The sequence below is a fragment of the Leifsonia sp. NPDC102414 genome, from assembly GCF_044765685.1.
Classification (GTDB): domain Bacteria; phylum Actinomycetota; class Actinomycetes; order Actinomycetales; family Microbacteriaceae; genus Leifsonia.
Window position 1 is genome coordinate 484,248 of the sequence record NZ_JBIWKN010000002.1, and the last position, 10,608, is coordinate 494,855.

Annotated in this window: 9 protein-coding genes; 2 read left to right on the plus strand and 7 right to left on the minus strand. The window is 70.5% G+C overall.

The window, feature by feature from the left end:
• Positions 1 to 10: 10 nt before the first annotated feature.
• Together ACIRCZ_RS10625 and ACIRCZ_RS10630 are read right to left on the minus strand one after the other, a co-directional pair.
• Entirely contained in the window at positions 11 to 973 is a 963-nt protein-coding gene (locus tag ACIRCZ_RS10625; protein WP_402852739.1) for a transporter substrate-binding domain-containing protein, read from the minus strand.
• A gap of 34 nt (positions 974 to 1,007) precedes the next feature.
• Positions 1,008 to 2,588 (minus strand): amidohydrolase, encoded by a 1,581-nt coding sequence (locus ACIRCZ_RS10630; RefSeq protein ID WP_402852742.1) that lies wholly within the window; start codon positions 2,586 to 2,588, stop codon positions 1,008 to 1,010.
• Between the two features lie 117 nt (positions 2,589 to 2,705).
• On the opposite strand from ACIRCZ_RS10630, the gene ACIRCZ_RS10635 reads away from it, so the two are divergent.
• Positions 2,706 to 3,635 (plus strand): LysR family transcriptional regulator, encoded by a 930-nt coding sequence (locus ACIRCZ_RS10635; RefSeq protein ID WP_402852745.1) that lies wholly within the window; start codon positions 2,706 to 2,708, stop codon positions 3,633 to 3,635.
• Here the strand turns inward: ACIRCZ_RS10635 and ACIRCZ_RS10640 are convergent.
• Genes ACIRCZ_RS10640 through ACIRCZ_RS10660 form a run of 5 tightly spaced genes read right to left on the minus strand, consistent with a single transcriptional unit; the run spans position 3,632 to position 9,887 of the window.
• Positions 3,632 to 5,200, minus strand: coding sequence for a serine hydrolase domain-containing protein (locus ACIRCZ_RS10640; protein WP_402852748.1), 1,569 nt, complete (start codon positions 5,198 to 5,200; stop codon positions 3,632 to 3,634). The two genes, ACIRCZ_RS10635 and ACIRCZ_RS10640, sit on opposite strands and share 4 nt — an antisense overlap.
• Entirely contained in the window at positions 5,197 to 7,026 is a 1,830-nt protein-coding gene (locus ACIRCZ_RS10645; RefSeq protein ID WP_402852751.1) for a membrane dipeptidase, read from the minus strand. The genes ACIRCZ_RS10640 and ACIRCZ_RS10645 overlap by 4 nt, the downstream gene beginning before the upstream one ends.
• A complete protein-coding gene (locus tag ACIRCZ_RS10650) occupies positions 7,023 to 7,904 on the minus strand; it encodes an aminodeoxychorismate lyase (protein WP_402852754.1) in 882 nt (293 codons plus the stop codon). Before ACIRCZ_RS10650 ends, ACIRCZ_RS10645 begins: the two co-directional genes overlap by 4 nt.
• Positions 7,905 to 7,917: 13 nt before the next feature.
• The gene (gene menC / locus ACIRCZ_RS10655) at positions 7,918 to 9,042 is read right to left on the minus strand and encodes an o-succinylbenzoate synthase (protein ID WP_402852757.1); all 1,125 of its coding nucleotides are present in this window, start codon (positions 9,040 to 9,042) and stop codon (positions 7,918 to 7,920) included.
• Entirely contained in the window at positions 9,039 to 9,887 is an 849-nt protein-coding gene (locus tag ACIRCZ_RS10660) for a hypothetical protein (protein WP_402852760.1), read from the minus strand. The genes menC and ACIRCZ_RS10660 overlap by 4 nt, the downstream gene beginning before the upstream one ends.
• 123 nt (positions 9,888 to 10,010) lie before the next feature.
• Here ACIRCZ_RS10660 and ACIRCZ_RS10665 point away from each other — a divergent pair.
• Positions 10,011 to 10,608, plus strand: a 598-nt coding sequence (locus tag ACIRCZ_RS10665) for a M20/M25/M40 family metallo-hydrolase (RefSeq protein WP_402852763.1), incomplete at its 3' end; no start/stop codon positions are given.

Here is a 10,608-nt window from a genome sequence, read left to right on the forward strand (position 1 = left end):
AGGGAGGTCATCATTTGCCGCCGTTGATCGTCGCCGACTCGATGGCCATGCCGCCGACGTGGTACGCGTCGAGGATCTTGCCGTAGCTGCCGTCGTCCATGATGGCCTGAAGCGCCTTCTGCACGAGGGCGGCGAAGTCCGCGTCGGAGTTGTCGACCCCGATGCCCCACAGCGACTCGTCTCCCTCGATCTTCACGGCAGCCACCTTGTTGGCCGGATCGGCGGCGCGATCCTCCGCCACCGGGTAGTCCGTGATCGTCGCGACGGCGCGACCGCTCTGCACCGCCAGGTTCGCCTCGCTGTCCCCCTCGAACTTCAGGATGTCGTACGCGGGTGAGCCCGCCGCCGCGCAGCGTGCCGAGTACTGCTCAGCCAGCGCCGCGGACGAGCCGGAGGCGACCACCGCGACGGTCTTGCCGCAGAGATCCTGCGGCTCCGCGATGTGCTGCGGGTTGCCTGCGACCACGAGGAAGGCGTTCCCCGCCTTGACGTAGTCGACGAACGTGGTGGTCTTCTGCCGCTCCGCGTTGTCCGTCATCGAGGAGATCAGAGCGTCGTAGCGACCGGAGATCAGGCCGGGGATCATCGAGTTGAATTCCTGGTCCTGGATGGTCATGCCGGTGCCCAGCTTGCGTGTGATCGCCTGCGCGATGGCGGCGTCGACGCCGATCACGTCCTTGCCGTCTGCGCCCCATTTCTCCATCGGAGGGTAGCCGACAGAGGTCGTCCACTTGATGCCGTTCGTGCGCAGCTCGTCGCTGAGCTTCGCGGTGAGGCCCGCATCGGCGGTGACGGCCTCGATGACAGCCTTGGCCGGCTCGTCGGCGGGCACCGGCATGGCAGCAGCGGCGGGACCCGCGTTCGTCCCATCGGCCTCCGCGAGGCTCTGGGCGCCGCAGCCGGCGGTTCCCAGGGCGATCACTCCGGCGATGGCGACGACGAGCGGCAAGCGGGTGAAAGGTGCGGTTCGCATGAGCGTCTCTCTCTGTGAGTCGGGTGGGGACGGTTCAGCCGAGGCCGAACGCCGCCAGCCCGTCGACAACGGTGGCGACGGGACGAATATCGCCGAGCTCTGCCGGCTCGACGGAGAACGGATCGCGATCCAGCGCGACGAAATCGGCACGCATCCCGACGGCAAGCCGACCGACGCTGCGATCGAGGCCTGCCGCGTATGCGGGACCCGCGGTGTACGCGGCCAGCGCCTCTTCGACGCCGAGCGGCCGCACGCCGGTCTCCGCGCCACCCGGCGAGTCCTTCGTGCCGCGAAGCACGGCCGCGCGGACACCGAGCATCGGTGCGGACGGCTCCACCGGGGCGTCGGAACCGAAGGCGACGACCGCGCCCGCGTCGCGGAGGGCTGACCAGGCGTAGCCGGCGAGCTCCCTCCCGCGCAGAAGGCTCGACACGAGCGGGAGGTCGCTCTCCCAGTGCGTCGGCTGCTGCGACGCGATGACGCCGAGGCGTGCGAATCGCGTGACGTCTGCGAGTTGGAGGTGCTGCGCGTGCTCGATCCGCAGCCGGAGTCCGGCGCGGACGGCTGCATCGTGCGCTCGCTCGTACGCGTCGAGGACGATCCGGTTGGCCAGGTCGCCGATCGCGTGGGTCGCCACCGCGATCCCGCCGGAGACCGCGCGGTCGACCAGCAGGGAGAGCCCGGCCTCGTCGAGGACTTCGATGCCGTGGTTCCCCGGCTCGCCCGCGAAGTCGGCGCCCATGTGCGCTGTGTGCGATCCGAGGGCGCCGTCGGAGAAGAGCTTCACCGGGCCGTTCGTGAACCAGGCGTCGCCGTCCCCGGTCCTCCTGCCCTCAGCGAGTGCGAGGTCGAGCGCCTGCGCGGGCGTGCCCTTGTGCACCCTGACCCGCAGGAGGCCGTTCGCTTTCAGGCGGAGGAAGGCCTCGCGCGCGTCCTCGCCGTCGAGATCGGTGACGTGCGTCACGCCCTCGCTGAGGAGCTGTGACTGCGCCAGGTCGAGAAGAGCGACGAGGTCGACGGGAGACTCCCGCTCGGCGCGCTCGATCATCGCGTCCGCTGCCGTCTCGCGCAGGATGCCGTTCGGTTCGCCTGCGGCGTCCCGCTCGATGCGTCCGCCGGCAGGATCGCCGGACGCGGCGTCCATCCCGAGACGTCGGAGGGCTTCGCTGTTAGCCCACACGGAGTGCCCGTCGACGCTCGACAGGCAGAGCGGCCTGTCCGGCGCGATCCGGTCGAGCGCATCCCGGGTGGGCGCCCCGTCTGCCCAGCGGTTGGCGTCCCAGCGGCCGCCGGTCAGCCAGCCACGGCCCGGATGCGTTGTCAGATGCTGCCGGATGCGCTCCTCCGCCTCGTGCGCCGAGTCGATCCCGCGCAGGTCGAGGGCGTCCAGGCTGCGCGCCAGGCTCGCGGTGTGGATGTGCGCGTCGTGGAAACCAGGGATGACCGCCTCACCGGGAAGGTCGCAGACCGCCGTCCCCGCCGGCGCAGCATCGGCCACTTCCTCCGCGCGGCCGATCGCGACGATCACGCCGTCCGAGACGAGCATCGCTTCCGCCGTGCTCCGCCGACCGTCGAGAAGGTGGATCGTGCGGTGTCGGTACAGCGTCGTGACCATCAGCGTTCCTTAGGATGGGGGCGTGCGGGGTGCGCGTCCTGCCAGGCTATCGACGCAGAATTCCGCCAACCAGGGGCGGTGGGCAGCAGTCTGCGTCGCTGAGACAAAGGAATGCTTATGGTCAATCCGGTGCACCTCCGGACGTTGCTCGAGGTCGTCCGCCTCGGCTCCTTCGCCGCAGCCGCGAACAGACTGGGCTACACGGCCTCTGCGGTGTCCCAGCAGATGGCGGCGCTCGAACACGACACGGGCGCCCGGCTGTTCGAGCGGACGGCGAAGAGCGTCCGCCCCACCGAGGCCGCCATCGTCATGGCCGGTCACGCCACGACGGTGCTCGCCGACATCGACCGGCTGCTGGAATCGGCGGGGAGCGCTGATCGTTCGCGGGCCGAGCTGCGGGTCAGCCTCTACCCCAGCCTCGCGCGCACTGTGCTCCCCCGCCTGCTGCGATCGCCGGAATGGCTCGCCTCCGACATCGCGCTCCGGCTGAGCGTGCGTGATCCGTCGCCCGCGATCCAGGCGATGCGACGGGGCGAGGAGACAGACGTCACGCTCGTCTACTGGGTCGGTGACAGCGGACTGACCTGGCCGCGCTCCGCCCGTCCTGTCCGCATCGGAGACGACCCGATGCGCTTCGTCGTCCCGACCGCGTGGCGGCTTCACGGGCAGCGTCCTATCGCGGTGGATCAGCTCGCCGGGCGTCCGTGGATCCTGCACCACCCCGGGTCCAGCGACGCCGCCGTCATCGACGCGTTCTTCGACGAGCACGGTCTGCGTCCGCGCGTGGTGGCGCGCTGCGACGACTTCGCCGTGACGCTCGACATCGTGGCAACCGGATACGCGGCAACGCTGATGCCCGAGGTGGCGCTCGGCGAGCTGCCCGCCGGGGTCGAGGTGCTGGAGGTGCAGGATGCGCGGCTGAGCCGCGAGGTGTTCGCGCTGGTCTCCCCTGCCGCGCCCGCCGACTCGACGGCGCTGTTCCTTCGTTTCCTGAACGACCTGCTCGACGATCTGACTCCCGACCTCACCGGCGGCGGGCGCCCCTAGAGCGAGTGCCGGTCGAGCAGGTCCCGGTCAAGAGCGATCCGATGGTGGTCGGTGACGCGGGCGGTCTCGTCACGTGGCTTGCTTCCACCTTCTCCGGCCACCCGGACGGTGAACTCCTGCACGACAGGGTCGTGCAGGCCCACCAGGTGCACGTCGCACACGAGAGCACCGCGCTCGCACGGGACGACCCAGCGCAGAGCAGACTGATCCGCCGCGGCCACGATGCGCTCGGCGAACGGCGCACCGTCCCGGCGAACCGGGCCGACCTCCGCCAGCGCGGTGGCGAGCCGGTCCGCGCGCACGCTTTCCGGCACATCCATCAGCACGTTGGCGGCGAGCAGCGCCTGCGCGTCGGACAGCGACCGGCCGGCCGCGACCAGCTCGTCGATCCGGCGCGCAGCGGTCAGCGTCTGCGGCCAGGGACGAACGACGGCGGCAGGCGCATCCACACGGGAGAGGACATCGGAGAGGATGTCGGTCGCGATGCTGCCGGCGCCGAACGCGTCCGAGTTGCCGAAGACGATCACCCCGATGCCGGTGGCGGTCTGCCAGCGCATGTGCGACGAGAAACCGGGAAGTCCTCCTGCGTGCTGCACGATGCGGCCGAAGCGCCGATCGTGCTCGACCACGAGGCCGTAGCCGTACCCGAGACCGTCGAGCTCGCGGCCGCCGGATGGCGCCCCTCCGGTGATCAACGTGCGCGCCGTCTGCAGCTCGCGCCGGGACGAGGCCCTCAGCACGGTGTTTCCCGCCGGCTCGTCGCCGAACGCCGAGCCGAGGAAGTCGGCCCACAGCGCGATGTCCCTCACGGTGCTGAACAAGCTGCCGATGCACGCCAGCGCCCCGGAGCCGACGTACGGCTCCTGCGCGAAGGTCTCACCGTCGTCGAAGGTGCGGAACCCGGCGGCCAGGTCGGCGCCGGTGGGATACAGGTCCGCCGCCGCCCGCGTGTCCGTCAGCCCGAGCGGCTCGAGCATCCGCTCGCGCACCACCGCTTCGACCTCGCGGCCGGTGACCCTCTCGATGGCCCGGCCGATGAGGGAGATCCCGATGTTGGAGTACTGGTACTCGGTGCCGGGCTGAGTGGAAAGCGTGAGCCCGGCGGAGATCACCGCCGCGAGTTCCGCCCTGGATGCGCCGAGCTGCCGGTCGCCCCACGCGTTGTCCTCCGCGAGACCGCCCCTGTTCGACAGCAGCGCGTCGAGGGTCACGGCGGCCCCCGCATCCCCGAATCGCGTGGCCGACAGCTCTGGCACGTACTCGGTCGCCGGCGCATGCAGGTCGAGCAGCCCGTCATCGCGCAGCGCGAGTGCTGTCGCACCCAGGAAGCTCTTCGACATGGACGCGATCCGGAAGATCGTGCTCTCGGCGGTCGCTGCGCCGTCTCTGCGCGGCTCACCGTGCGTGCTCACCGCGACGACGCGCCCCCTGCAGACGACAGCGGCAATGGATGCGGGTGCCCGCCGCACCGTCGAGCCGTCCAGGCGCGCAGCGAGCGCGTCTCCGGCCGCTGCCGCGAGATCGGCAGTGCCGGCACCGCCGGCGAGCGCCGCATCCTCGGTCATCCGGCGGCCCTCTCCCTGGCGAACGTGCGCACGTGGTCGGCGAAACCGCTCACGAGCGCGCGGCTGGCGCGCGTGTTCTCCTCGTCGACACTGCGGGCCTCCTCGACCAGCTCGGCCACCGGGCGGTCACCCGGCGCCGCCGTTGTCGGCTCCTTCCAGCGCAGCAGGTCGTCCGCGCAGACCTCCGGATGGAACTGCAGCCCGTAGACGCGCTCGCCGAGGCGGAACGCCTGGATGACGATGGCGTCGCTCGATCCGAGGAGCACAGCGTCAGGAGGAAGCGCCGTGATCATGTCCTGGTGGTTCTCGATCATGGGAGCCGCTGCGCCCAGCCCGCCGATGACGGAGTCGCGGCGGCCGTCATCCGACGTCGAGATGAGGGTCGCGCCTCGCTCCTTCGGCCCGAAAGCCGCGCGCACCTCCCCGCCCGCGACGTGGGCGAGAATCTGCCCACCGAGGCAGATGCCCAGGGTCGGCAGATCGGCGTCGATGGCCTCCCTCGCCAGGGCGCGCTCCTGTGCGAGCCACGGAGCGCGGGCGTCGTCGTCCGGCATGAGTCCGCCGCCGAGCATCACAAGCCCCGCGTACCCGTCGAGGCTGTCAGGGAGGCCGTCGGTTCCGAGCACGGGCTCGACGACGATGTCCTGCTCCTCGAGCCAGCGTCCGAGGCGGCGTGGGGCGGACTCCTTCGCGTTGACGACCACGAGCACGCGCGGCGCATCCGGTCCGTCCGGCGCCTCGCGCGCTGCCACATCCACGGCGGGAGTCAGCGCCGCCGGGCGCGGAGACGGCGCAGAACCGTTCAGGAACGCGAGATGGTCGGGGTCGGACGCTTCGAGGACGCGCAGCACGTTCTCGTGCGCGAGCGCCAGGAGCTCGTGCTCCGACCAGCCACGGATGCGCAACTCGTCGAGGAGGTCCTGATAGCGCGACACATCCCCCAGGCCGGATGGCATGGAATCCGTGCCGTCGTAGTCCGCCCCGAGGCCGACCGCGTGGATGCCGGCGACGTCACGCACGTGCTCGACGTGATCCGCGACGTCGGCGATGCCGACCGGCGGGGCCTCACCGTGCTGGCCGCCGCGCACCCACTCGGCGCGTTCCTGCGACAGGAACGAAGGAACGAACGCCACCATGACCACCCCTCCGCCATCGCCGATCGCGCGCAGGACATCGTCCGGCACGTTGCGCGGGTGATCGCACAGTGCACGCGCGCAGGAGTGGCTCACCATGACCGGCCGGGTGGAGACCGCCAGCGCGTCGCGCATGGTGGACGGCGCGACGTGCGCGAGGTCGACCACCACTCCGATGCGGTTCATCTCCCGCACCACCTCGCGCCCGAAATCGGTCAGGCCGCCGTGGCGCGCCTCGTCTGTCGCGGAATCCGCCCAGTCCGTCGTGCGCGACCAGGTCAGCGTGACGTAGCGCGCGCCCAGACGGGCGAACTGCCGCAGGACGGCCAGCGAGCCGTTCAGCTGATCGCCGCCCTCGACTCCGATCAGCGACGCGATACGACCCTCTGCGATCGCGGCACGCACGTCGTCCGCTGTGCGGGCGAACCGCAACCGCTCCGGGTACTCCTGCACCAGCCGGTGCACGAAGTCGATCTGCTCCAGGGTGGCCGTCACCTGCTCCGCTCCCTGCAGGACGGGATCGACCCACACCGACCAGAACTGGCCACCCACACCGCCGGCCACGAGGCGAGGGAGGTCGGTGTGCAGGTCGGGGCATGACGCATCCAGCCCGGCGACCTCGTAGCGGTGGTGCTCGCGGCGAGCCCAGGCGAGATCGTTGTGACCGTCGACGACCGGGATCATCGCCGTCATGCCGTCCGCTCGTTCAAAGCGCCGTTCATCCGTTCGGTGACGTCGGCGTCGACAGCGACCGCTTCGCCGTCGAGCGAGCGGACAGGGGCGGCGCCGCGGGTGCTGGAGCAGAGCCAGACGGCGTCGGCGGAACGCAGCTCCGCGACGTCGAGAACGCGCGTCTCGACCGGATCGCCCGACGCGGCCAACGCGGCGAAGACGTCCGCCTGCGTCGTGCCGGGCAGCACCCCCAGCTCGGTGGGCGGCGTCACGTATGCGCCGCCGATCCTGGCGATGACCGTTGAATTCGGTCCCTCGAGAACATAGCCGTCGCTGCTGACGAAGACCACGTCCTGAGCACCGCGACGCCTGGCCTCGCGCAAGGCCGCCATGTTCACGGCGTATGAGAGGGTCTTCGCTCCCTGCAGCAACCACGGGGAGGTCTGAGCGACATCGTGACGGTAGCCGCGATCCAGCAGCACCACGTCCACTTCCGGCGTCTCTCCTCCCGGGCGGCTGTCAGGGGCGAAACCGATCGCCCATCCCGTCGGAACCGGATCGCCAGCCTCGTCGCCGCGTGACATCACGAACTTCACGGCGCCGCGCGCGGTGTGGATGCGGAGAGCTGCTGCGGCCTCCAGGACGACGAGGCGCCACAGCTCGCGGCGCGGCGCAGGCAGGTCCAGCATCGCGGCCGAACGCTCGAAACGATCGAGGTGCGCCTCCAGCGCCTGCGGCACGCCGTCGACCACGACGACCGTCTCGAAGATGCCGTCTCCGCGGGTCGCGGACAGATCGGTGGCGGTCAGGAGCGCCGACCGCGGGTCGATGCTGGTCAGGCAGTCCTCCGCCGTCGCGTCCGAGCCGAGGTCGAGGCGGTGCAGGGTGAGGGTCTTCATGGTGTCCTCCTGATCAGTCGGCCACAGCCGAGGTGTCGAGTGTGCGAGCCGCGTTCTGGAATACCCACTCCACATCCACGTCGTGACCGATGCCCGCCGTGGCCGGAACCTGCACGATTCCGGCGGTGGCGACGACGGGAGGCACGATCACATCGCGCGCGTAGTACTTGTCGGAGCCGGAGACGTCGGAGGGGAGCGTGAAGTTCGGCAGCGAGGAGATCGCCACGTTCGCCGCCCTCCCCACCCCGAACTCGTGCATCCCGCCGCACCAGACAGGGACGCCGGCATCCCGTGCGATGTCGTGCGCACGACGGGCGGAGGCGAGGCCGCCCATCCTGGAGACCTTGATGTTGAGCACCCGCCCGGCGTCCAGCGCCAGCATCGTGCGCAGATCGCCCAGATCGACGACGGACTCGTCCAGGCAGACGGGGGTGTCGATGGCGGCCTGAAGGCGCGCGTGAGCGACGAAGTCCCGCGGGGCGAACGGCTGCTCGATCATCGTCAGGCGGTACGCATCGAGGGCCAGCATCACCGCCGTGGACTCCTCCGTGTCCTGGTATGCGCCGTTGGCATCCACGTGGAGGTCGAGGTCCGGGTACGCGGCGCGGACGGCGCGCACAGGCTCGACGTCCCAGCCGGGCGCGATCTTCAGCTTCACGCGCCCGTAGCCCGCATCCACCTGGCGGCCGACCTGCGCGAGAAGCTCGTCCACCGTCGGCTCGATGCCGAGGGAGACTCCGGCCTCGACGGCGGTGCGCGTTCCCCCGAGATCCGAGGAGAGCGAGCGACCGGTCGAGCGCGCATGAAGATCCCAGCACGCGATGGAGAAGCCCGCCTTGGCGAACTCGTGGCCGCGGACGCGCCGCCAGGCCGCCTCCACGTCCTCCGGCGTCTCCCAGGTGGTGCCGAGAACGGCGGGCGCGAGGTAGCGCTCCGCGATGCTCCACGCCGTCTGCGTCGTCTCCGACCCGTAGTACGGGTCAGAGGGCGTCGCGATCTCCCCCCAGCCCACCCGGCCGTCCGCATCCGTCGCCTCGACGAGGATGTGGTTCAGCCCCGTCTTGCGATGCGAGCTCGTCTCGAAGCTGTGGACGAGGGGAAGGGTGACGTCGAACAGGCGCAACCGGTCGATTCTCATACGGAGGGCTCCTTGCCGGAATCGGGGTGGGATGGACGCTCGACGGCGAGGTAGACGGCGGTCGCCTGGTCGACGCGCACGCAGGAGACGAGAACGGCGCCGTCGCCGATCAGAGTAGCGAGCGACTGGCGCACGTTCGCGCGCAGAAGGTCGTGAGAGGCGCGCTCCTCCTCGTCGTCGGAGACGGCGGGGGCCTGCGCGGGGACGGCCAGCCAGGCAGCCTCCCCGACGGAGCCGTCTCGGCGGGAGATCGGCCCGAAGACGGCCCGGCCCCAGTCGCCACGGCCGAGGGCAGGGGGCTCAGCGCGTCTGAGATCGTCGAACGGGTCGGAGAACGGGTCGTCGTCGCGGGTCAGGTCCCACTCGACCACCACGCGGTCCGTGCCAGGCCTGCCGTAGTAGTCCGGTACGAACCCGACGCCCTCCGCGCGCAGCGACGAGAAGTTGAAGTGCGCGTTCCTCGACAGCACGGGGTCGAACGTCCAGCGCATGGTGCGGTGCCCCCAACCCAGGGCGACCTCGCGCTGTCGCTCCTTGAGCATCCGGCCGACGCCGGCGCCCTGGTGCGCCGCATCCACCACGGCAGCCTGCGAATAGTGGAAGTCGTTCCCCAGCGCGTCGCGGCCTGCGAAGCCGTATGCGAAACCGATGAGTTCGTCGTCCGCGGTTCGAACACCGACCGCGGACCCGCCGTTGCGCGCGAGCGCGCTGAGAAGATTGGGGTTGAGCGAGAACTCAGGACGCTCGTATCCGAAGACCCTGGTGTACAAAACGGCCGCCGCGCGGAACTCCTCACCCGAAATCAACGTCTCCGCGCGGAGCGAAGAAAGAGAGGCCTGGGACACGATACGTTTCCTATGTTTGAGCGCGGAAGGCGTGGACCGCCAGGCTATCGCGTTCATCGCGGCCCGATCAAGCAAACGATATGATTCGTAAAACAATGGAGAGAGGCCGGCGTGGCGTACGAGGTGAACGAAGAAGCAGCTGAAACGCTCTCGCGGCTGGAACGCCTCGCGCGCATCGAATCGCCGTCGTTCGACGCACAGGCGAGCGAGCGGATGGCGGAGGTCCTCGCCGGATGGTGGGATGCGGCAGGCGCGGCCGTGCGCATCGAACGGACGGCGGCGGGCGCCAGCCTCGTCGCCGACCTCGATGGCGTCGGCGACCCTCTGCTGCTCGTCGGACACTCGGACACCGTCTGGCCGCACGGCGCCATCGAGGACCAGGTGCCGTGGTACGTCGACGGCGACACCGTCGGCGGCCCTGGCGTCTACGACATGAAGAGCGGGCTGCTCGTGATGCTCGCCGCCGCCGAGCGCCTGCGCGGTCGCAGGCACCGCAGCGTGCGGGTGGTCGTCGTGTGCGACGAGGAGGTCGGCTCGCCCACCACCCAGGCGCTCCTTCGCGCCTGCGCCGATGGTGTGTCCGGTGCGATCGGATTCGAGTCTCCGCATCCGGATGGCGCGCTGAAAGTGGGGAGGCGCGGCAGCACGCGCGTCGGATTGACCGTACGCGGACGCGCCTCTCACGCCGCCCTCGACCCGGACAGCGGGATCTCGGCGATCG